Below are 20,453 nucleotides of genomic sequence, written 5' to 3' on the forward strand. Positions count from 1 at the left end.
TTCGTTCGGGCGCGATGTGTGACGGAAGAGGGTAAGGAATTACCGATCGCCGCATGCGGAATCGGTCGGATTTTTCCGAATCGCGGCCGGCAGCGTGATCGTGTGTCGTTGGGGATGCAACGGCATCGCGCGACGACGCGACACCCATGTTTCAAATGCGTGAAATCGGCTAAGCTCGAAACGGTGCTGCGCATGTGCGCAGTCCGCGCCGCAGGCGCGACTATTCGGACCGGCCCACCCATGACCGACATCAAGATCCGGCACAGCGAGACGCACGACGTCGACGCGATCCGGCAGATCGCCGCCCATCCCGCGGTGTACATGAATACGCTGCAGTATCCGTTTCCGTCGCTCGAGAAATGGCAGAAGCGGCTCGAAAACGCGCGCGAGCACGGCGTGAGCCTCGTCGCCGAAATCGACGGCGCGGTGGTCGGCCATCTCGGCCTGCATTTCGAGGCGAATCCGCGCCGGCGCCATGCGGCGGGGCTCGGCATGATGGTCGATGCGGCCCGTCACGGGCGCGGCGTCGGCCGCCGGCTGCTCGCGGCCGCGATCGATCTCGCGGAAAACTGGCTGAACATCACGCGCCTCGAGTTGACCGTGTTCACCGACAACCGCGCGGCGATCGCGCTCTACGAGAAGCACGGTTTCCGGATCGAAGGCGAATCGCCGGGCTATGCGCTGCGCGACGGCGTGCATGAGGCCGTGTATCACATGGCGCGGATCAAGGGCCGGGAGTGAACGGGCGATCGGTGCTGGCGTGACGGAACGTGCGGCCACGGTGCCGCGCGTCATATTCATTCGAGAATTCGTTCGTTTTCCGCACGCTGCGCCGGTCGTATCGTTGATCGATTTGCCGGTCGCTTCGGCCGGCATCCGTTTTTCCGCGTCGATACGCCGCCGCATTCCGGCATGCGTCTCGCCGCACGTCGGTGCGCTTCATCGTTTCATGAACGTCGCTTCATGGTCATCGTTTCGCGCGACACATCTTCCCGCAACCGTCTCTTTCAACGGACCCTGCCTCGATGAAAACCGCTCTCAGGAATCTGACCGCCGCCTGCCTGTTCGCCGCCGCGGGTGCGGCGTTTGCCACTCCCGCACCTTCGGGCACCGCGGTGGCGAGCGCGGCGCCCGAAGGCGCGCATCTGCCGCCCGGCATCGCGTGGCAGCACGGCGATGTCGATGCTGCATTCGCGCTCGCAAAGCGCACCGGCAAGCCGCTGCTGCTCTACTGGGGCGCGGTATGGTGCCCGTCGTGCAACCAGGTGAAGTCGACGATCTTCAGCCAGCAGGCATTCAAGACCCGCTCGTCGTTTTTCGTGCCCGTCTATCTCGACGGCGATACCGAAAGCGCGCAGAAGCTCGGCGAGCGTTTCAAGGTGCACGGCTATCCGACGATGATCCTGTTCCGCCCCGACGGCACCGAAGTGACGCGGCTGCCGGGCGAGGCCGATCTCGACCGCTACATGCAGGCGCTGTCGCTCGGGATGACGGCCGCGCATCCGGTGCGGCAGACGCTCGCGACGGCGCTGAAGAACGGCGCATCGCTGACGCCGGACGAATGGCGCCTGCTGGCCGACTATTCGTGGGATACCGACGGCGCGCTGCCGGTGCCGGCCGATCGTGTCGCCGAGACGCTGCAGTCGCTTGCGCAACGCGCGCGGGCAGCCGGCGCGAAGGCCGAATCGGCGCGCTTCGCGCTGAAGTCGGCGGTGGTCGCCGCGTCGGACGATCCGGCGCAGGCCGGCGCGCTCGACAAGGCGGCGCTCGCCGATTCGCTGCGCGCGGTGCTGCACGATCCCGCGCTGGCGCGGGCCGATTCCGACGTGCTGGTCGCGGCACCCGCGCGCGTGGTCGCGTATCTCGGCGGCGACGACGCGCAACGCGCGAAATTGCGCGGCGCGTACGACACGGCGCTCGCGCGCCTGTCGACCGACACCACGCTGTCGTCGATCGACCGGCTGATGGCGCTGCACGGTCGCGTGCTGCTTGCGCGCGGTGACGCGCGCAAGGGCGCGCCGCTCGCTGCGCCGGCGTTGGCCGATACCACGCGCAAGCAGATTGCCGCGTCGGTGCAGGGCGCCGCGAATGCGTATGAACGGCAGGCGCTCGTCAGCGAAGGCGCGGACACGCTGACCGACGCGGGGCTGTACGACGAGTCGGATGCATTGCTGAAGGCCGAGCTGCCGCGTTCGTCGACGCCGTATTACTTCATGTCGGGGCTGGCCGCGAATGCGAAGGCGCGCGGCGACAAGGCCGCGGCGCTCGACTGGTATCGCAAAGCATACGACTCGGCGAGCGGGCCGGCGACGAAGCTGCGCTGGGGTGCGACCTATTTTGCGAATGCGGTCGAACTGGCGCCGGACGATTCGGCGCGTATCGAAGGGATTGCCGCGAGTGTGCTCGCACAGGCCGACAAGACCCGGGATGCGTTCTACGGCGCGAACCTGCGCGCGTTGACGAAGGTCGTCACGCAATTGAACCGCTGGCGCAGCGGCGGCGCGCATGATGCGTCGGTCCGGTCGTTCGTGAAGCAGTTCGACGGCGTATGCGGGAAACTGCCCGCGGGCGATCCGCAGGCAGCGGCGTGCGCGAAGCTGATCCAGCCCGTGAAGGCGTAACGACGCACGCGCACATCGTCGAGCGGGCCGGACGGTCGATTACCGGCCCGACTCCGACGACGCGCCGCGATCGCTGCCGTATCCGGCGTCGTGCTGACGGGCAATCTTCGCTTCGGCGGAAACGATGCTGGCCGGATAGAACCAGTCGCTCGACTGGAAACCGGCCTGCTTGAGCGCCTTCACTTCGGCGTGGACCTGCGCGCGCGTCAGCGGCTGGTTCGACTGCGCTTGCGCGGCGAGCGGGGCCGATACGGCCAGGGCAATGGCAACGGCTTGGATCAGGCGCTTCATGGTCGGGACCTCCAGGATTCCGGTGATTCGCCGCGCTTCGTTCGTCGAAGCGCCGGGCGACGTTGAAACCAGTGTAGGCCGGGGTGGGCGCGCGAAAAATGCGATCGCGCCCAACGCAGTGTTTTGCTGCGGGTAACAATGGGCAGGCGGTGGCGGGCGATGCTGGATGTCGGCTTGACAAGAGTGACGGGCGACGCGACACGCGAGCCGCGCGGCGGTGCGGAGCCGACCGGTTCCGGCGAGCGGGGAATTGAAATCGGACCGGATGTGAATTCCGGAATCCGTTCCGGTTCGCATGCGGTCCGATCGTGACAGGCAGGTGAGGTTTGAAGAGGCCTGCACGTCGATGCGGCAGGCCGGGAGGCGGCGTACGAAACGCCGCCTCATGCAGGCGCTTACACGAGCCCCGTCATGTAGAACACGGCGATCACGAAGAACACCGCGAGCGTCTTGATGACGGTGACCGCGAAGATGTCGCGATACGACTCGCGGTGCGTGAGGCCCGTGACTGCGAGCAGCGTGATGACCGCGCCGTTGTGCGGCAGCGTGTCCATGCCGCCGCTCGCCATCGCGACGACCCGGTGCAGCACGTCCATCGGAATGTTGGCTGCCTGCGCGCCCTTGATGAACAGGTCCGACATCGCGGCGAGCGCGATGCTCATGCCGCCCGACGCCGAGCCCGTGATGCCGGCGAGCGAGCTGACCGACACGGCCGCGTTGACGAGCGGGTTCGGGATACTCTTCAGCGCATCGCCGACGACCAGGAAGCCCGGCAGTGCGGCGATCACGCCGCCGAAGCCGTATTCCGACGCGGTGTTCATTGCGGCCAGCAGTGCGCCGCCGACGGCGGCTTTCGAGCCGGCCGCGAAGCGGTCGCTGACACGGCTGAACGCGGTCAGCACGACCAGCACGATGCCGAGCAGCAGCGCCGCCTCGACCGACCAGATCGCGACGACGGTCTTGATCGACGTCGTCACCGGCGTGTGCACGCCAGGCAGCACATCCGGCGCGACCGTGTACGACGCGGCGCCGTACCACTGCGGGATCAGCTTCGTGAACAGGAAGTTCGACACGCCGACGAGGATCAGCGGCAGGATCGCGAGCGCCGGGTGCGGCAGCGACGTCGCTTCGACGCGCTCCGGCTCGTTGACGAGCGACGTGCCGTAGCCTTCGCCCTTCGCCATCGCCGAGCGGCGGCGCCATTCCAGATAGGAGAGACCGACGACGACGATGAACAGCGAGCCGATCGTGCCGAGCGCCGGTGCGGCCCACGCGGTCGTCTTGAAGAACGTGGTCGGGATGATGTTCTGGATCTGCGGCGTGCCGGGCAGCGAATCCATCGTGAACGAGAACGCGCCGAGCGCGATCGCGCCGGGCATCAGCCGCTTCGGAATGTTGCTCTGGCGATAGAGTTCGGCCGCGAACGGATAGACCGCGAACACCACGACGAACAGCGACACGCCGCCATAGGTGAGCAGCGCGCACACCGCGACGATCACCGCATTCGCGCGCGAGCGGCCGATGTAGCGGATCGCCGCGTGGACGATCGATTCGGAGAACCCGGACAGTTCGATCACCTTGCCGAACACCGCGCCGAGCATGAATACCGGGAAATACAGTTTGACGAAGCCGACCATCTTCTCCATGAAGATGCCGGAGAAGACCGGTGCGACGGCGGCGGGTTCGGTCAGGAGCACCGCGCCGAGCGCGGCGATCGGCGCGAACAGGATCACGCTGTAGCCGCGATATGCGGCATACATCAGGAACGCCAGCGCGGCGAGGACGATCACGAAAGACAAGGGGAGTCTCCTAATGGCTTTGGTTGTTGTTCGATCGCGCGACGCGCCGCGGACCGGCTCAGGTTCGTGCAGGTTTCGTGCCATCGGCCGGATTGCGCCGCCGGACATGGGTCCGCCGGAGACCGGCGGGGCCGCGCCGGTCCATGTCTGACGATTCTACAGAAAACGTCTCGATTCGGAGACGATATGGCCATCCGGCCAGCCCGTGAAGTCGGGCAGGGCTTTCCCGGACAACGCATTGTGGCATGTCTCCAGAGTGAGATAATCTGTCTCGTTCCGGAGACATCCGGTCGAAAATACACGGAGACGAAGACACGATGATGAACGACTGGGCCCGCCTGCCCGTCAACTACGGCGACGTGCTGCGGCGCGCCGCCGAGTCGCTGTTCCGGACCTTCGAGGATTCGAGCGCGGGCACGGTGGTCGTCGATCGCGACGCGCGCGTCGTGTGGATGAACGAGCGTTACGCGGCGCGCTTCGGTTTCGCCGATCCGCAGCAGGCCGTCGGCCTCGACTGCGAGGCCGTGATCCCGAACAGCCTGATGCGCGAGGTCGTGTCGACCGGGCAGCCGATCCTGCTCGACATCATGGAGACGGGCCGCGAGCCGCTCGTCGTCACGCGCCTGCCGCTGAAGAACGAGGCCGGCGAGACGGTCGGCGCGATCGGCTTCGCGCTGTTCGACCAGTTGAAGACGCTCACGCCGATCTTTTCCCGCTACGTGCAGCTTCAGCAGCAACTGATCGCGACGCAGCGTTCGCTCGCACAGGCGCGCCGCGCGAAATACACGTTCGCGAGCTTCGTCGGCACGAGTGCCGCGAGCCTCGAAACCAAGCGCCAGGCGCGGCGCGCCGCGCAGGTCGATTCGCCGGTGCTGCTGCTCGGCGAGACGGGTACCGGCAAGGAGCTGCTCGCGCACGCGATCCACGCGGCTTCGGCGCGTGCGCTCCAGCCGCTCGTGACCGTCAACGTCGCCGCGATTCCCGACACGCTGCTCGAAACCGAATTTTTCGGTGCGGCGCCCGGCGCGTACACGGGAGCCGACCGCAAGGGGCGTGTCGGCAAGTTCGAGCTGGCCGATCGCGGCACGCTGTTTCTCGACGAGATCGGCGACATGCCGCTGCCGTTGCAGGGCAAGCTGCTGCGCGTGCTGCAGGACAAGGAGTTCGAGCCGGTCGGCTCGAACCGGATCGTGCGCGCGGACGTCCGGATCATCGCCGCGACGTCGGCCGACCTGCCGGCGCTCGTGGAGGCCGGGCGTTTTCGCGCGGATCTCTATTACCGGCTCAACGTGCTGACGATCCACGCGCCGCCGCTGCGCGAGCGGGCGTCCGACATCGCGGCGCTCGTCTATGCGACGCTCGAGGAACTGGCTGCCCAACACGGGCGCGCCGCGCATTGCGAGCTGACCGACGATGCGCTGCGGATGCTGTGCGCGTACCCGTGGCCGGGCAACGTGCGCGAGTTGCGCAATACGCTCGAACGTGCGCTGATGCTGTCGGACCGTTCGGTGATCGATGCACGTGCGCTCGCACCGTTCCTCGGGCCGGTGCGCATTTCGACGGACGGCGCATCGCCGGCGCAGCGGGTTTCCGCAGCGCCGGTCGAGCGGGGCGCGTCCGGTGCATCCGGTGCGCCGGTCGCTTCGTATGCCGATGCATTGGCGGCGTGGGAGCGCCAGTTCCTGATCGACGCGCTGGCTGCCTGTGACGGCAAGGTCGTGGAAGCCGCCGCGCGCATCGGGATCGGCCGCGCGACGCTGTACAAGAAGCTGGTGGCGCTGGGCATCGAACGGTAGGCCGATCAGCGGCGCCGATGCTGCCCGAGTTGAAGCATCGAACAGGAGATCACGATGAAGCGAATCGGTATCGCAGGTTGGCTGACCCTGTTGCTGGCGACCTCCGCGCTCGCGCAGTCCGGCGACGCAGACGTGCCCGAGGCGCGGCGCAACTGGTACAACGATCCGTTCGTTGCGCTGTCGCAGGACCTGGCCGAATGCCCGTTGCCGCTCGGCCCGTGGATGACCCGCGCCGAGATGTCGGACGATGCGCATTACCGCGCCGAACGTGGCACCACCTGCTGGCTCGCGCACCGCTGCACGAAACCGAATTCGTATATGTATGACGCGCCGATCGCCGATGCCGCAAAAGCGCACTTCGCGGGCTCCGATCGCCTGCACGGTACGAGCCTGTGGATCACCGTGCAGCGGCGTTTCATCTATGTCGAAGGATGCGCGAATACGGCGTTCGATCGCCAGGCGCTGCAACGCGAACTCGAGGCGCTTCCGGACGTCGAGCAGGTTTTCGTTCGCATCACCGACGATCCGCGCCGGAGCTTGCCGTACAAGGCGCGCGGGCAACCGGGCCGCACGCCGAACTGACGACCGAAGGGCCGCGCATGGCATACTCGCGACATTCAAAAAATGGTTGACGGGAAGAATAATGAAACACATGCTTGCGTCGGTCTGTCGGTGGCCTCGGGTGGCCGGATTGTTGGCTCTTGTTGCAGGGCTCGGCGGGTGCGGTGGCAGCGCGCCGCTGTTCACTTCGGACGGGCGTCCGACCACGCAGGTGCAATGCACCGGCAGCGGCTGGAGCAATTGCACGGACAATGCCCGGGCCATGTGCAACGGGGATTTCGAAGTGATCCAGCAATCGACTGATGGCGCCGTGCGAAATCTTCTCTTCGCATGCAAGAAGAAAAGCGGTTATTGATCCCGAAATGACCGGCCGAGGAGACCGCGATCGGGAGAAGCGCTTTTCTGTTTGCTTGGAGTCATCTATTTTTTACGAATAACACTCATGGAGTCCCATCCATATGGCGACCTACAGGCAACTGACTGCGCAGCTCGAACGGCTTCAGCAAAAGATCGACAAGGAACGCGAAAAGGCGATTGCCGACGCGATTGCCGATATCCGCGCGAAAATCGACGAATACGACATTACGCCGGAAGAACTCGGTTTTCGTCCGGCAGGGTCCGCCGCCGCTACTTCGAAGCCGAAGCCGAAGCGCACGTTGCCGCCGAAGTACCTGAATCCGAAGACGGGCGAAACCTGGAGTGGCCGCGGGCGCGCGCCGGCGTGGCTCGGCAAGAATCGCGCACGTTTCGTGATCAAGGACTGACTCCCGAAAAACCTCACCTTTCGTGCGCCGACTGACGGTGCGAACGGCCAGGCGGCCGTCGCACCGTTTTGTTTTTGTGCCGTCGCCGTGCGATTCCCGCCGACGAATGGAAGTGCAATGCCGCGCGATTAACGGATCCCGCTTTGCGAATTCGCCGCGATTCGGCCGCCTATCGCGGCCAATTCCGGTAAACAACCGTGCAATTGCGCAGTGCATGCGCATTGGCGATCGCCATTTTCGCGGTGCACGCATGCCGCCGATTTCCATCACCTTTCGCGTGTTTGCGCGTTGTGCCGTGCAATTCCCGAAGATACTCACCATGGCTCCTGTAAATCCTCACCTTTGAGGAAGCGGCAGCGTCGCGCCGTGTTGCTTGCGGCATGCGGCGATGTCGCGTCGCGCTTGTGTTGCAGGCCCATGGTGCGAGCGTTGACGTTCGTCGGGTAGTCGGCCGTTCGGCATATAGGCAGCCGCGTGCGCTTCGCCTATGCTTGGGGTTCGCGTCGAGCGGCGCGCGGCCTGTCCGTGCCGTATGCCGCTCGGGTCGTCTTTCGTTACCGCAGGGAGCCGATGTGACCGTTCGCCATCTCGATGCGTTGTTCCAGCCCAAGTCCGTTGCAGTCGTCGGCGCGTCGTCGCGCGCGGGCAGTATCGGCGCGATGGTGTGGTCGCGCGTACTCGACGGCGCGTTCGACGGGCCCGTGTGGCCCGTCAATCCGAAATATCGCGAGCTGGACGGGCATGCGGTCGTCTCAGACGTCGACCGGCTGCCCGCACCGCCGTCGGTTGCCGTGATCTGCACGCCGCCCGCGACCTGGGCCGGCATCGTGCGCAAGCTCGGCGAACTCGGTACGCGCGTCGCGGTGATCGTCGGTGAGGCGCGCACGGATGCCGATCGCACCGCGCTCGATCGCACTCTGAAGGCGGCGAAGCCGTTCGTGCTCCGTATCGTCGGGCCCGGCAGCCTCGGCGTGCTGTCGCCCGCGCGGCATGCGCATTTCGGCGCACCGGCCTATACGGCGCGCTCGGGCGGCGTCGCGTGGGTGTCGCAATCGAATGCGCTGACGAACGCGGTGCTCGGCTGGGCCGATGCGCGGGGCCTCGGCTTTTCTCATGTCGTCGCGCTCGGCAGCGAGTCCGACGTCGATGCGGGCGACGTGCTGGATTATCTTGCGAGCGATCCCGGCACGCGCGCGATCCTGCTCGAACTCGATACCGTGCGTGCCGCGCGCAAGTTCATGTCGGCCGCACGCGCGGCCGCACGCAACAAGCCGGTGCTCGCGTTGCGCACCGGGCGCGCCGATCCCGGCGACGCGCTTTATACGGCGGCGTTCCAGCGCGCGGGCATGGTGCGCGTCGATGCGCTCGACGATCTGCTCGACGAGATCGAGACGCTCGGCGTCGGTCGCGTCACGGCGCGCGGCGCGGCGACGCTCGTGACGAGCGATGCGGGCGTCGCGAAACTGGCGGTCGATGCGGTCGCCGAGGTGCGCGACGTGCTGGTCGACTGGTCGCCTGCGGCAACCTCGGCCGTGTCGGCCGCGCTGCCGCATCTGGCTGCGCCCGGCAATCCGCTGACGCTGGGCGACGACGCGCGCCCCGAGCACTTCGCCGCGGCGATCAAGGCGCTCGCGCCGTTCCCGCAAACGGGCACGCTGTTCGTCGTCCATTCGACGTCCCACAGCGCGCCGGCCGATGCGGTTGCGCGCACGCTGATCGAATCGCGGCAGTATGCGCATCGCGGCATCCTCGCATGTTTCTTCGGCGCGGTCGACGCGGCGACGCGCGATGCGCTGCACGCGAACGGCATTCCCGTACACACGACACCGCAGCGGCTCGCGCGCGCGTATGCGCGTCTCGTCGACTACAACCTCGGGCGGCAACTGCTGATGCAGACGCCCGAGGGCACGCCGCTGCAGCCGGCCGAGTGCGTCGCATCCGCACAGGCCGACGCGCGCCGGATGGTCGAAGCCGGCCAGCATGAACTGGCCGGCGAGGCCGCGCTGCACTGGCTGTCCCATTTCGGCCTGCAAGGCGAGCAGGCGGGCGAGCCGGCCGGCGCGAAAATTGTCGATGTCAACGTCGACATGTACGACGATTCGAACTTCGGTCCGGTGTTTCGCTATGCCGTGCCGCCTGCGGACGGCGTGTCGGCGCCGTTCGTCGTCTACGGCCTGCCGCCGCTGAACACCGTGCTCGCCCGCGCGGTGATGGAGCGCTCACCGTATGCGCGCAGCACGCCCGTCGAGCCGACGCTCGACGCGTTGACGGCGCTGTCGCAGGTCGTCTGCGACGTGCGTGAAGTCGTCGCGATGTCCGTCACGCTGCGCGTGTTGTCCGACCGTGCGCAGGTGATCGCGCCGCGCATCACGCTGGCCGCGGGGCGCAGCCGGCTTGCGATCATGCCGTATCCGCGCCACCTCGAACAGACACTGGAGTGGCGCGGCGAGACGGTGACGATCCGTCCGATCCGTCCGGAAGACGAGGTCGCGCACAACGAGCTGCTCGGTGCAATGACGCCGGACGATCTGCGGATGCGTTTTTTCGGCGCGGTGCGCAGCTTCGATCATTCGCAGGTGGCGCGCATGACGCAGATCGACTACGACCGTGAGATGGCCCTCATCGTGTCGTACACCGATGCGTCGGGGCGCGACCATACGCTGGCGGTCGTGCGCGCGGTCGCCGATCCCGACAACGAGACGGCGGAGTTCGCGATCGCGGTGCGGCCCGATCAGAAGGGCAAGGGGCTTGGCCGGCTGCTGATGAACCGCATCATCGACTACGCACGCTCGCGCGGAACCGCATGGATGATCGGCGAGGCGCTGCGCGAGAACTCGGCGATGATCTCGCTCGCGAAGTCGTGCGGTTTTGAGGTGTCGACGACGGAGGAGCCGGGCGTCGTGGGTTTCAGGATGAAGTTGCAGCCGTAGCGTCTGTCGGCTGCGTGAAGCGCGGCGCCATCGCATGCCGTCGATGGCGCCAATCCTTCACCGCATTGCGCATGCGCCCATTCAGGGGTGCAAAGTATTCGGGCCTGCCTGTTGTACGAAACGTCCGAACGTATCGGGCCCGTTCGCTACGCCGATATCGACGCACGCATGGCGTCCGGAAGCATTTGCTGCGTGCCGCGCTAGCCGCTCCGCACAGCCGTTTCACGCGATGTGCTCGCGCGCATTCGCAACCGCATTCCGGCTTCGCCGATTCGGAATCGTCGCAAAGGTGAGGTTTTTCGGGAGCCGCGAGTGAGCTTTTCCGGGGAAGCGCGGTGAGCCGATACGGGAGCGTTCGGTGAGCCTTCTCGGGAGCTGCCGGTGAGCACCTGCGGGAGGCGCTGGTGAGCCTTTCCGGGACGCGTTGGTGAGGGTCTGCGGGAGATGTCGGTGAGGACATTCGGGAGACTTCGGTGAGGGTCTCCAGGAGCCTTGGGTGAGCTTTTTCGGGAGGGTTTGGTGAGCGCTTGCAGGACACCAAGGTGAGACTTTGCGGGAGCGTGCGGGCACACGGCTCTCGCGCGTGCGGCGCCGGCCAATGCCGGTGTCGCACGCGGGTGCGGGCACGCATGAACCGTGCCCGCGATCACATTCAGGCAGCGAGTTTCGACGCCGCGTCGTTCACCTGGTCGCGCGAAATCGCGAGTTCCTCGAGGTGCGGATCGGCATAGACGGCGCCGGTTTCGCGCTCGAGGCGGGCGATCGTCAGCGCGCAACGCGCGGTGTCCTTCGGCATCGCGATGAAGCGCTTGACCGACTCGCCGGACGTGAATGCCTCGAACAGCGCGCCGCGCACGTCGTCCGGAAGCGTCTTGGTCCACTGGTACGGCTTGCCGTTGAACGTGATCGACGGCGGCAGCGTGCGTTCCTTCTTGGTTGCCGTGATGAGCCCGTAGGTGCGGGCCGCGTCGCCGATCTGCTCGGGCGAGAAGAGCTCGTCGGGCGTGATGTCGAACTGCTCGATGTAGTTCTCGATCGCTTGCATCGCGGCGGCACGATCGTCGCGCTTCTTCTGCGCGCGCGCGACGATATCGCGCAGCTCGTCCGCCTCCTCGGGCGTGATCGTGAAGCTTGCCTGCTTCTGCTGAAGTTCGGAGAAACGCTGGAATTCTTGATCGTTCAGAAGTTTGGCCATGACATCCATCGGACACGACGGCCGCGACAACCGGCCGCCGTAGTTTTTGAGAGGGCCGCTATTCTAGCGTAGCGCCGTGAGCGCACGATATGGCACCGCACATCGCGCGCTGCGCCGGTGTCGCGCGCGGCCGGGCCGGCGCAGGTGCGCCGTACCCGGTGCGCTTCGTCGGACCCGCGCGTCAGCAGATCTCGGTGCGGCCCATCGACAGATGGGCGGCCGTGTCGCGCAGCCCTTCAACGGCGACGTCGACGGACGGTGCCGCGTGCGCGTCGATCCGGCGCATGTACGGGCAGGTCAGCACCGCGATCGCATGGCCGGACGGCCCGAGGATCGGCGCGGTCAGGTCGGTGACGCCGTACGCCTGGCGGCTGTCCTGGCGCAGGTAGCCGGATTGCCGGATGGAATGGCACGCATACGCGAGTTCCTGCTCGTTCAGCGGCGCTTCGCCCTTGACCTTGCGATGCTCGGCCAGCATGTGCGCGCGCTGCTCGGGGCCCTGGAACGACAGCATCACGCGCCCCGACGCCGTATCGGCGAGCCCGATACGCGAGCCGAGCCGGACCGACACGCCCCACGGGCCGGGCCCGTCGACTTGCGCGATCACGAGCAGGTTGCCGCGATCGTAGACGGTCAGGTGGCACGACTGTTCGGCGGCATCGGCGAAGCGCTGCATCTGCGGCAAGGCCTCGGCAATCAGCCGGTTCATCGGCGGATGCCGGTGCGCCAGCGCGAACAGCTTGAGGCTGAGCGTGTAGCGGTCGCCGCTGGTCGAGCGCATCACGTAGCGGCGCGCGACGAGGCGTTCGAGCATCCGGTAGATTTCGCTTGCGTTGCGGCCGAGTTGCTTCGTGATTTCGGTGCGGGTGAGTCCTTCCTTCTGCTCCGACAGGAGTTCGAGAATGTCGAGGCCCTTGTCGAGCGCGGGTGCGCGATAGCGATCGATTGCGCCCAGCGATTCCCGCGCGTCGCAGCCGGGAAGTGGGTCGTTGGTTGTTTGCATTTTGGGTGTGAGGTTGGGGGATTACCGTCGATCGGTCGGCGACGCACGCTGGCCGGTTCTGCACGCGCATAAGTCGGGCCTGCGGATGGCGATACAAGCCATTCGTACGAGCTTAACAATAAACATATAGTGTGCAATGCAGCGTCTTTTTACCGATCGTTACCGTACAAGAACGGATTGGCAAACGTTTCCGATGACAGGGGCACCCCGAATAGCCAGTATTGATGCACCGATGGCAGGCGATGCCGGCATGCGCGGCGGATCGCGTTGCGCCGGCGCGTCCAGTGTTGCGCCGCAGCGTCTGCAGGCGCACCAATAGTCGGTATCCGCCGCGCGTCATTTCACGGCGCGCGGCCGATGGTACAAAGGCTTGCGGGCCAGCGACGGTGCGGCCGCGCGTGAAGTCGGCCGGCATCGGCCGGCACGCGTCGCGGGTGCCGGGCCGTCGTCGCCGATGCGCAGACCGGCGGCCGCCCGTTCGATGCGCGTCGTACTTTTCGTGCGGCGTCACGATCGCTGCGCCCGCGCGTCGACGGCAGGCCGGATGCGGTGCCGACGCGCGCAATCGACGATCGACGATCGACAATCAGTCCGGTGCGCTGCCGCGAATGGCCGCGTCGGCCGGTATCCTGTCCCATTCGACAACAGAGGTTTGAGCACGATGAAACTGCTTCGCTATGGCCCGTCAGGCCAGGAAAAGCCCGGTATTCTCGACGCGGCCGGCCGGATTCGCGACCTGTCCGCGCACGTGCCGGATCTTGCCGGCGATGTGCTGTCCGACGCGGGTCTCGCGCGGCTGCGCGCGATCGATCCGGCCACGCTGCCGCTCGTGTCCGGCGAGCCGCGCATCGGCGCGTGCGTCGGGCACGTCGGCAAGTTCATCGGCATCGGCCTGAACTATGCCGATCACGCGGCCGAAGCCGGCATGCCGGTGCCGAAGGAACCGGTCGTGTTCGGCAAGTGGACGAGTTCGATCTGCGGCCCGAACGACGGCATCGACATCCCGAAGGGTTCGGTCAAGACCGACTGGGAAGTCGAACTGGGCGTCGTGATCGGCGCGCGGTGCAAGGACGTCGACGAAGCGAGCGCGCTCGATTACGTCGCCGGCTACTGCGTCGTCAACGACGTGTCCGAGCGCGAGTGGCAGATCGAACGCGGCGGCCAGTGGGACAAGGGCAAGGGCTTCGACACGTTCGGCCCGATCGGCCCGTGGCTCGTCACGCGCGACGAGGTGCCGGATCCGCAGCGTCTCGACCTGTGGCTCGAAGTCGACGGCCACCGCTATCAGAACGGCAACACGCGCACGATGGTGTTCACCGTCGCGCAACTGATCGCGTATCTGTCGCGCTGCATGACGCTGCAGCCGGGTGACGTGATCACGACCGGCACGCCGCCGGGCGTCGGCATGGGCATCAAGCCGTCGCCGGTTTTCCTGAAGGCCGGCCAGATGGTGCGCCTCGGGATCGACGGGCTCGGCGAGCAGTTGCAGCGTACGTGCGACGCACAGTAACCGCACGAGCCGCGATCCTGTTGAGCGACCAAGGCAGGCGGTCGCCGAAAACCGGACGCCGACGCTGACGCGTCAAAACCGAGGGCCCGATTCCGCGCTATGCGGAATCGGGCCCTTGCCGTTTGTACGCGGTGTGCGTGGGCGGGTCACACGAAGTTGTCGAGTTCGCAATGCGCTTCCAGCCGATACCCGTCGGGATCGACGACGAACGCCGCGTAGTAGCCGGGGCCGTAGTGCTCGCGCTTGCCGGGCCCGCCGTTGTCCTGGCCGCCGTGCTCGAGCGCGGCGCGGTAGAACGCGTCGACTTCGACGGGCGAAGCGGCCTTGAACGACAGGTGCAGCCCCGATTCGGGATCGGCGACGACGGGGCGGGCAGCGTGCTGCAGCCACAGCTCCGGTTCGGTCGTGCCGTACCCGATAGATCCGTCGTCGCTATACAGCCGCTTGTAGCCGAGCGCGCCGAGCGTGCTGTCGTAGAACGCGCGGCTGCGGCCGATGTGGGCGACGCCGAAGGAAAGGTGATCGATCATCTGTTGGCTCCTTGAACTGAAGGGGGGAACGTCAGTGCAACAAACCCGCTTATAAGCACCATGCCAGCCGCTTGTAGCGGAGCGCGCCGAGCGTGCTGTCGTAGAACGCGCGGCTGCGGTCGTTGTGGATAACTCCGTAGGAAAGGCGATCGATCATCTGTGGCTCCTTGAACTGAAGGGGGGCGTCAGTGCAGCAAACCTTTTCGTAACCACCATGCTGGTTATGTTAGAAAGCGTCCGGACGCTTGTCAACCGGCATGGTGGTTAGATACGATGGGGTCATGAGCGATACGCAACCTTCCGTCACGATGGACTGCCTGATTCCGGCGCCGCCCGAAACCCTGAGCATCGATTTCGCGAACACGCTGTACTGGCGTGGCAGCGAGGCGCCGACGGAAACCTTCGGAACGATGGACGACCTGCTGGCGTGGTGCCGCGAGCAGGCCGGCGTGCCGGCCGGCCTGGCCGACAGGTGCCGCGTGCGCGGCGTGGAGGAAGGCGAGCCGGCGATGCTCTTGCGCGCGCTCGCGTTGCGCGAGGCGTTGTACCGGCTCTTTCATGCGCAGGCCGAGCGGCGCGAGCCGCAGGCCGACGATCTCGCGCTGCTCGGCGGCTTCCTGGCGGAAGCGTCGCCGCGCGTCGCGCTGGCGCGCGTCGACGGCGGTTATGCGTGGCGGATCGCAGGCGCGGGCGCAACGCTCGCGGGGCTGCTGAGCCCGGTGCTGTGGTCGGCGATCGACCTGCTCGGCGGCGCGCGGCTCGCGAAGGTCAAGCGATGCGCGAACGATGCATGCCAGTGGCTGTTCATCGACGACAGCAAGAACGGCAGCCGCCGCTGGTGCTCGATGTCGTCGTGCGGCAATCGCGCGAAGGCGTACCGCCACTATCACAAGGCCGACTGACGAGCCCGTTCAGGCACGCGCATACGAGCGAGCGTGTCGACTCCAGACCTGCCTATTTTGCCGACAACTTCCGCCACAGCGTCGTCTTGCTGATGCCGAGCATCGCGCATGCGCGGTCGCGGTCGCCGCCGCACGCGTCGAGCACCGCACGGATCTCGTCGGCTTCCGCGCGGCGGCGGCGCGCGTGCAGCGTCTGCGCATCGTCGGTGTCGGTCGCGTCGGGCGGCGCCGCGAACAGCTCGGGCGCAATCGCCTGCAGCGCGTCGGGATCGAGCGCGGCGCACGCGGCGGCCGGATCGTTTTCATCGGCTTCCTCGGCGAGTTCCACCGCGATCCGCTCGATCACGTTCTGCAGTTCCCGCACGTTGCCGGGCCACCGGTAGCGCGCCAGTGTCGCCTGTGTCGCGCCGAGCACGCGCGCGGCATCGCCGGCGTCGCGCAGGCGTTCGGCGAGGCGCGGCTCGCGCCGCGCGGCCTGCACGAGCAGCGTCGCCGCGAGCGCGGGGATGTCGGCCGCGCGCTCGCGCAGCGGCGGCAGGCCGACGTTCAGGATGTTGAGCCGGTAATAGAGATCCGCGCGGAACGTGCCGGCCTCGACGGCCGCGAGCAGCGGACGATGCGTCGCCGCGATCACGCGCACGTCGATGCGGATCGGCTCGGTCGAGCCGAGGCGGATCACCTCGCGCTCCTGCAGCACGCGCAGCAGCCGGCTCTGCAGCGACGGCGGCATTTCGCCGATCTCGTCGAGAAACAGCGTGCCGCGGTGCGCGGCTTCGAACAGGCCGGTCTTGCCGCCGCGCCGCGCGCCGGTGAACGCGCCTTCCTCATAGCCGAACAGTTCGCTTTCGAGCAGCGCTTCCGGAAACGCGCCGCAATTGACCGCGACGAAAGGATAGCTGCGCCGCGCGGACCGCGCGTGCAGGCTTTGCGCGATCATTTCCTTGCCGGTGCCGCTTTCGCCGAGCACGAGCACGGTCGCGTCGGATTTCGCGTAGCGGCGCACGAGGTCGCGCACGCGCGCCATCGGCGCCGATGCGCCGATCACGTCGTCGAGCGCGTAGCGCGCCGCGAACTGCTGGGTGGTCGGCTGCGAACGCAGCGCGCGATCGAGCCGTTCGACCGCGCGCGATTCCTGGAACGTCAGCACGCTGCCCGACGTGACGCCGCGATCGACGAGCGGCCCGCGATGCACGACATAGCGCACGCCGCGCACGGTCGCGAGCGCGTCGCCGTCCTCGCCGCGCAGCGTGCGCAGCTCGGGCCGCAAGTCGACGAGCGCGCGGCCGACGGCCGCCGCGGGTTCGACCCCGAGCGCCGATGCGAGCCGCTCGTTGATTGCTTCCACGCGGCCGCGCGCGTCGAGTGCGACCACGCCGTCGCGCAGGTGTTGCAGTAGGTTGTCGAGCCGCTGGCGGCGGTATGCCTCGGCGTGCGTCGCATACGCGACTTCGAGCGCCGTATCGACGGCCTTGCGCACCGACGCATGCGAATACAGGAACACCGCGCCCATGCCGGCGCTGGCCGCGAGGTCGGTGACGAGGCCGGGGCCGACGATCGTCTCGATGCCGCGGTCGCGCAGGTCGTGCACGCAGGCTTCCGCTTCCTGCGCGGACTGATATGACGCAAACTGCACGTCGAGGCCGTACGCGGCGACGAAGCGGCGCACTTCGGGCGGCGTTTCCCCGGCGCTGACGAGCGCGATCCGCGACGCGTCGCGCCGGGCGCGCGCGAGCGCCTGCATCACGTCGAAGCCGGTCGGCGATACGACCACGACCGGCACCTGCGCACGCGTCTTCAGGAAGGCGCCGTTCGAGCCGGCCGCGACGATCACGTCGGGCCGCGCGGCGCCGGCCTCGGCGATCGCGCTGAGCGCATCCTCATACGCGCGCGTCACGATGCGCACGTCGGCGCGTTCGTCGAATTCGCCGGCGATCTCGCGAAAGAAGTCGCGCAGGCGGCTGATGCCCATCGCCCAGATGCGCGGGCGCGCCGCGCGATCGGCCGGGTCGACTGGCTTGGTCGAGGAGAGGTCCATGACGGTCGATTATGCGCGCGGGATTTCATTTTTGAAACATGAAATTGCCGAATTGAAATCGCCGGGTGTGGCATCGCCCGTGCCGGTTGCTTAAGAATCAGTGGGTTAGCGACGTTTCGCGAGCTGGCCCGGTCCTTGCTGTTATCGGGCATTCCTTCAGGAGGCCGTTCATGAGCAACACGCATCTTCAGAGCGCCGGCGCGAAATTCCGCGCGGCAGTCGCGGCCGAGCAGCCGCTGCAGGTGGTCGGCGCGATCACCGCGTACGCGGCCAAGATGGCGCAGGCCGTCGGCTTCAAGGCCGTGTACCTGTCGGGCGGCGGCGTCGCCGCGAACTCGCTCGGGATCCCCGATCTCGGCATCAGCACGATGGAAGACGTGCTGATCGACGCGAACCGGATCACCAACGCGACCGACCTGCCGCTGCTCGTCGACATCGATACGGGCTGGGGCGGTGCATTCAACATCGCGCGCACGGTCCGCTCGTTCATCAAGGCCGGCGTCGCTGCCGTGCACATGGAAGACCAGGTCGGCCAGAAGCGCTGCGGTCACCGTCCGGGCAAGGAAGTCGTGCCGACCGAGGAAATGGTCGATCGCATCAAGGCCGCGGTCGATGCGCGCACCGACGACCAGTTCGTGATCATGGCGCGTACCGATGCGGCCGCCGCCGAAGGGATCGATTCGGCGATCGAGCGCGCGGTCGCGTACGTCGAAGCCGGCGCCGACATGATCTTCCCGGAAGCGATGAAGACGCTCGACGACTACCGCCGTTTCAAGGCGGCCGTGAAGGTGCCGATCCTCGCGAACCTGACCGAGTTCGGCTCGACGCCGCTGTTCACGCTCGACGAACTTCGCGAGGCGAACGTCGACATCGCGTTGTACTGCTGCGGCGCGTATCGCGCGATGAACAAGGCCGCGCTGAACTTCTACGAGACGCTGCGCCGCGACGGCACGCAGAAGGCGGCCGTGCCGACGATGCAGACGCGCGCCGAGCTGTACGACTTCCTCGGCTATCACGAATACGAGCGCAAGCTCGACGAACTGTTCGCGCAGGGCAAGAAGTAACGCGGCCCGCGCGCCGGGGCATGGTTCCCGGGAAGCTTTGCATGGGACCGCACTAGGCGCTGAAGCGCCAAGTGCGGTCGACAGCTTTGCATGGGACCGCACTAAGCGCTGAAGCGCCAAGTGCGGTCGACAGCTTTGCATGGGACCGCACTAAGCGCTAAAGCGCCAAGTGCGGTCGACACGATACATATTGGAGAACGGAAACATGAGCGAGACGAAAGACGCAGCAGCACCGGCCGCCGCAGGCGCCTTCAAGCCGAAGAAGTCGGTCGCGCTGTCGGGCGTGACGGCCGGCAACACGGCGCTGTGCACGGTCGGCAAGACCGGCAACGACCTGCACTACCGCGGCTACGACATTCTCGATGTGGCCGAGTCGTGCGAATTCGAGGAAATCGCGCACCTGCTCGTGCACGGCACGCTGCCGAACCTGACCGAACTGGCCGCGTACAAGACCAAGCTGCGCGCGCTGCGCGGCCTGCCGAGCGCGCTGAAGGCGGCGCTCGAGCAGATCCCGGCGTCCGCGCACCCGATGGACGTGATGCGCACGGGCGTGTCGGTGCTCGGCACCGTGCTGCCGGAGAAGGACGACCACAACCTGCCGGGCGCGCGCGACATCGCCGACCGCCTGATGGCGTCGCTCGGCTCGATGCTGCTGTACTGGTATCACTTCTCGCACAACGGCAAGCGCATCGAAACGGAAACCGACGACGATTCGATCGGCGGCCACTTCCTGCACCTGCTGCACGGCAAGACGCCGTCGAAGTCGTGGGTCGAGGCGATGCACACGTCGCTGATCCTGTACGCGGAGCACGAATTCAACGCGTCGACGTTCACGGGCCGCGTGATCGCGGGCACGGGCTCGGACATCTACTCGGCGATCACCGGCGCGATCGGCGCGCTGCGCGGGCCGAAGCACGGCGGCGCGAACGAAGTCGCGTATGAAATCCAGAGCCGCTACAGCTCGCCGGACGACGCCGAAGCGGACATCCGCCGCCGCGTCGAGAACAAGGAAGTCGTGATCGGGTTCGGCCACCCGGTCTACACGATCTCCGATCCGCGCAACAAGGTGATCAAGGGCGTCGCGCACAAGCTGTCGAAGGAAGCGGGCGACACGAAGCTGTACAACATCGCCGAGCGCCTCGAATCGGTGATGTGGGAAGCGAAGAAGATGTTCCCGAACCTCGACTGGTTCAGCGCGGTGTCGTATCACATGATGGGTGTGCCGACCGCGATGTTCACGCCGCTGTTCGTGATTTCGCGCACGTCCGGCTGGAGCGCGCACATCATCGAGCAGCGCATCGACAACAAGATCATCCGCCCGAGCGCGAACTACACGGGCCCGGAAGACCTGCAGTTCGTGCCGATCGAGAAGCGCTGACCCTCCCGCAGCGCGCGCCGGCCTCCGCAGCGCGGCCGGCCGGCGCGCGCTGAACGCTCTACCCAGGTATCCCC

General features: G+C 67.0%; 17 protein-coding genes. 11 read left to right on the forward strand and 6 right to left on the reverse strand.

Annotation, left to right across the window (positions count from 1 at the left end; genetic code table 11):
* Positions 1-240: 240 nt before the first annotated feature.
* Entirely contained in the window at positions 241-741 is a 501-nt protein-coding gene (locus tag OEJ37_RS25235) for a GNAT family N-acetyltransferase (protein ID WP_174421690.1), read from the forward strand.
* 284 nt (positions 742-1,025) lie between these two features.
* On the forward strand, positions 1,026-2,621 hold the full coding sequence (locus OEJ37_RS25240) for a thioredoxin family protein (RefSeq protein ID WP_263346660.1): 1,596 nt from the start codon (positions 1,026-1,028) through the stop codon (positions 2,619-2,621).
* A gap of 39 nt (positions 2,622-2,660) precedes the next feature.
* On the opposite strand, the gene OEJ37_RS25245 is transcribed toward OEJ37_RS25240, so the two are convergent.
* Positions 2,661-2,912 carry a DUF4148 domain-containing protein gene (locus OEJ37_RS25245; protein ID WP_111020388.1) on the reverse strand — a complete coding sequence of 84 codons (252 nt, stop codon included), beginning with the start codon at positions 2,910-2,912 and terminating at the stop codon, positions 2,661-2,663.
* Positions 2,913-3,307: 395 nt separating this feature from the next.
* Positions 3,308-4,711, reverse strand: coding sequence for a GntP family permease (locus OEJ37_RS25250; RefSeq protein WP_152857593.1), 1,404 nt, complete (start codon positions 4,709-4,711; stop codon positions 3,308-3,310).
* A 317-nt stretch (positions 4,712-5,028) separates the two neighbouring features.
* Here OEJ37_RS25250 and OEJ37_RS25255 point away from each other — a divergent pair, with 317 nt between their 5' ends.
* From OEJ37_RS25255 to OEJ37_RS25275, 5 genes are all read left to right on the forward strand, one after another.
* Entirely contained in the window at positions 5,029-6,507 is a 1,479-nt protein-coding gene (locus tag OEJ37_RS25255) for a sigma-54 interaction domain-containing protein (protein ID WP_174421693.1), read from the forward strand.
* A gap of 54 nt (positions 6,508-6,561) precedes the next feature.
* A complete protein-coding gene (locus OEJ37_RS25260; RefSeq protein ID WP_174421694.1) occupies positions 6,562-7,089 on the forward strand; it encodes a BON domain-containing protein in 528 nt (175 codons plus the stop codon).
* Positions 7,090-7,150: 61 nt separating this feature from the next.
* Complete coding sequence (locus tag OEJ37_RS25265; protein WP_174421695.1) at positions 7,151-7,423, forward strand: hypothetical protein; 273 nt, start codon at positions 7,151-7,153, stop codon at positions 7,421-7,423.
* 103 nt (positions 7,424-7,526) lie between these two features.
* On the forward strand, positions 7,527-7,832 hold the full coding sequence (locus OEJ37_RS25270; RefSeq protein WP_175917144.1) for an H-NS family nucleoid-associated regulatory protein: 306 nt from the start codon (positions 7,527-7,529) through the stop codon (positions 7,830-7,832).
* A gap of 572 nt (positions 7,833-8,404) precedes the next feature.
* On the forward strand, positions 8,405-10,762 hold the full coding sequence (locus tag OEJ37_RS25275; RefSeq protein WP_175943015.1) for a GNAT family N-acetyltransferase: 2,358 nt from the start codon (positions 8,405-8,407) through the stop codon (positions 10,760-10,762).
* A 652-nt stretch (positions 10,763-11,414) separates the two neighbouring features.
* Here OEJ37_RS25275 and OEJ37_RS25280 read toward each other — a convergent pair.
* Together OEJ37_RS25280 and OEJ37_RS25285 are read right to left on the reverse strand one after the other, a co-directional pair.
* Positions 11,415-11,966, reverse strand: a complete 552-nt coding sequence (locus OEJ37_RS25280) for a hypothetical protein (protein WP_034181621.1) — start codon at positions 11,964-11,966, stop codon at positions 11,415-11,417.
* A 172-nt stretch (positions 11,967-12,138) separates the two neighbouring features.
* A complete protein-coding gene (locus OEJ37_RS25285) occupies positions 12,139-12,960 on the reverse strand; it encodes an IclR family transcriptional regulator (RefSeq protein ID WP_174421698.1) in 822 nt (273 codons plus the stop codon).
* A 661-nt stretch (positions 12,961-13,621) separates the two neighbouring features.
* On the opposite strand from OEJ37_RS25285, the gene OEJ37_RS25290 reads away from it, so the two are divergent.
* Complete coding sequence (locus OEJ37_RS25290) at positions 13,622-14,470, forward strand: ureidoglycolate lyase (RefSeq protein WP_263346663.1); 849 nt, start codon at positions 13,622-13,624, stop codon at positions 14,468-14,470.
* A 146-nt stretch (positions 14,471-14,616) separates the two neighbouring features.
* On the opposite strand, the gene OEJ37_RS25295 is transcribed toward OEJ37_RS25290, so the two are convergent.
* Positions 14,617-15,000, reverse strand: coding sequence for a VOC family protein (locus OEJ37_RS25295; RefSeq protein ID WP_263346664.1), 384 nt, complete (start codon positions 14,998-15,000; stop codon positions 14,617-14,619).
* A 257-nt stretch (positions 15,001-15,257) separates the two neighbouring features.
* Between OEJ37_RS25295 and OEJ37_RS25305 the strand changes: the two genes are divergently transcribed.
* Complete coding sequence (locus OEJ37_RS25305) at positions 15,258-15,902, forward strand: CGNR zinc finger domain-containing protein (protein ID WP_263346665.1); 645 nt, start codon at positions 15,258-15,260, stop codon at positions 15,900-15,902.
* A gap of 52 nt (positions 15,903-15,954) precedes the next feature.
* Here the strand turns inward: OEJ37_RS25305 and prpR are convergent, their stop codons facing one another.
* Complete coding sequence (gene prpR, locus OEJ37_RS25310) at positions 15,955-17,937, reverse strand: propionate catabolism operon regulatory protein PrpR (RefSeq protein ID WP_263346666.1); 1,983 nt, start codon at positions 17,935-17,937, stop codon at positions 15,955-15,957.
* 170 nt (positions 17,938-18,107) lie between these two features.
* Here prpR and prpB point away from each other — a divergent pair, with 170 nt between their 5' ends.
* Positions 18,108-19,001: a methylisocitrate lyase gene (gene prpB, locus OEJ37_RS25315; RefSeq protein WP_152857602.1), complete on the forward strand. Its 894-nt coding sequence runs from the start codon at positions 18,108-18,110 to the stop codon at positions 18,999-19,001.
* 205 nt (positions 19,002-19,206) lie between these two features.
* A complete protein-coding gene (gene prpC / locus OEJ37_RS25320; RefSeq protein ID WP_034181628.1) occupies positions 19,207-20,379 on the forward strand; it encodes a 2-methylcitrate synthase in 1,173 nt (390 codons plus the stop codon).
* Positions 20,380-20,453 lie beyond the last annotated feature (74 nt).

This window comes from Burkholderia sp. BKH01, from assembly GCF_025685725.1.
In the GTDB taxonomy this organism is placed as follows: Bacteria; Pseudomonadota; Gammaproteobacteria; order Burkholderiales; family Burkholderiaceae; genus Burkholderia; species Burkholderia pyrrocinia_C.

Bases quoted from the DNA above. Each gene is read 5' to 3' on its own strand.
- OEJ37_RS25265 (WP_174421695.1), top strand. From the start codon at position 7,151: ATGAAACACATGCTTGCGTCGGTCTGTCGGTGGCCTCGGGTGGCCGGA.
- OEJ37_RS25260 (WP_174421694.1), top strand. From the start codon at position 6,562: ATGAAGCGAATCGGTATCGCAGGTTGGCTGACCCTGTTGCTGGCGACC.
- OEJ37_RS25270 (WP_175917144.1), top strand. From the start codon at position 7,527: ATGGCGACCTACAGGCAACTGACTGCGCAGCTCGAACGGCTTCAGCAA.
- prpC (WP_034181628.1), top strand. From the start codon at position 19,207: ATGAGCGAGACGAAAGACGCAGCAGCACCGGCCGCCGCAGGCGCCTTC.
- OEJ37_RS25235 (WP_174421690.1), top strand. From the start codon at position 241: ATGACCGACATCAAGATCCGGCACAGCGAGACGCACGACGTCGACGCG.
- OEJ37_RS25240 (WP_263346660.1), top strand. From the start codon at position 1,026: ATGAAAACCGCTCTCAGGAATCTGACCGCCGCCTGCCTGTTCGCCGCC.
- OEJ37_RS25255 (WP_174421693.1), top strand. From the start codon at position 5,029: ATGATGAACGACTGGGCCCGCCTGCCCGTCAACTACGGCGACGTGCTG.
- OEJ37_RS25305 (WP_263346665.1), top strand. From the start codon at position 15,258: ATGGTGGTTAGATACGATGGGGTCATGAGCGATACGCAACCTTCCGTC.
- OEJ37_RS25245 (WP_111020388.1), bottom strand. From the start codon at position 2,912: ATGAAGCGCCTGATCCAAGCCGTTGCCATTGCCCTGGCCGTATCGGCC.
- prpR (WP_263346666.1), bottom strand. From the start codon at position 17,937: ATGGACCTCTCCTCGACCAAGCCAGTCGACCCGGCCGATCGCGCGGCG.
- prpB (WP_152857602.1), top strand. From the start codon at position 18,108: ATGAGCAACACGCATCTTCAGAGCGCCGGCGCGAAATTCCGCGCGGCA.
- OEJ37_RS25290 (WP_263346663.1), top strand. From the start codon at position 13,622: ATGAAACTGCTTCGCTATGGCCCGTCAGGCCAGGAAAAGCCCGGTATT.
- OEJ37_RS25280 (WP_034181621.1), bottom strand. From the start codon at position 11,966: ATGGATGTCATGGCCAAACTTCTGAACGATCAAGAATTCCAGCGTTTC.
- OEJ37_RS25295 (WP_263346664.1), bottom strand. From the start codon at position 15,000: ATGATCGATCACCTTTCCTTCGGCGTCGCCCACATCGGCCGCAGCCGC.
- OEJ37_RS25285 (WP_174421698.1), bottom strand. From the start codon at position 12,960: ATGCAAACAACCAACGACCCACTTCCCGGCTGCGACGCGCGGGAATCG.